The following is a 349-nucleotide window of genomic DNA, read 5'->3' as shown; positions in this document are numbered from 1 at the left end:
ATAAACTTATTTAATGTTGAATGTTATCTACAGCTAGCCTTGTGCATGTTGACATGCCTGTCATTTTTTCTGATAAATTTTTACGCAAAGGATTAGTGAATTATGTTTCTATCTCGAAAGCTAGAGGCTTTTATGGCCGTAGTCGAAAATGGCTCGCTGAGTAAGGCCGCAAGGGTGATGAACAGGACTACACCTCCGGTAGCAAAGTCGATCAAAGACTTTGAAAATATAATAGGGAAAAAGCTTTTTAAAAGAGAGAAATTTGGTATGAGTTTAACAAGGGATGGTGAGATTTTATATAATGATCTAAAAGATTTATATCAGCAAGAAAAAGAAATCACAAAAAAAC

At 34.4% G+C, this 349-nt stretch carries 1 pseudogene; it reads left to right on the top strand.

The annotated features are described in order from the left end of the window. Positions 1–102: 102 nt before the first annotated feature. Positions 103–349 (top strand): annotated as a pseudogene (gene ytxR, locus V2A85_RS24635) (LysR family transcriptional regulator YtxR); the annotation flags it as partial.

This window comes from Yersinia sp. 1252 StPb PI (assembly GCF_048593885.1).
Lineage (GTDB): Bacteria > Pseudomonadota > Gammaproteobacteria > Enterobacterales > Enterobacteriaceae > Yersinia > Yersinia enterocolitica_E.
The sequence above is the reverse complement of the archived record's forward strand: the minus strand, read 5'-3'. Positions and strand labels throughout refer to the sequence as shown.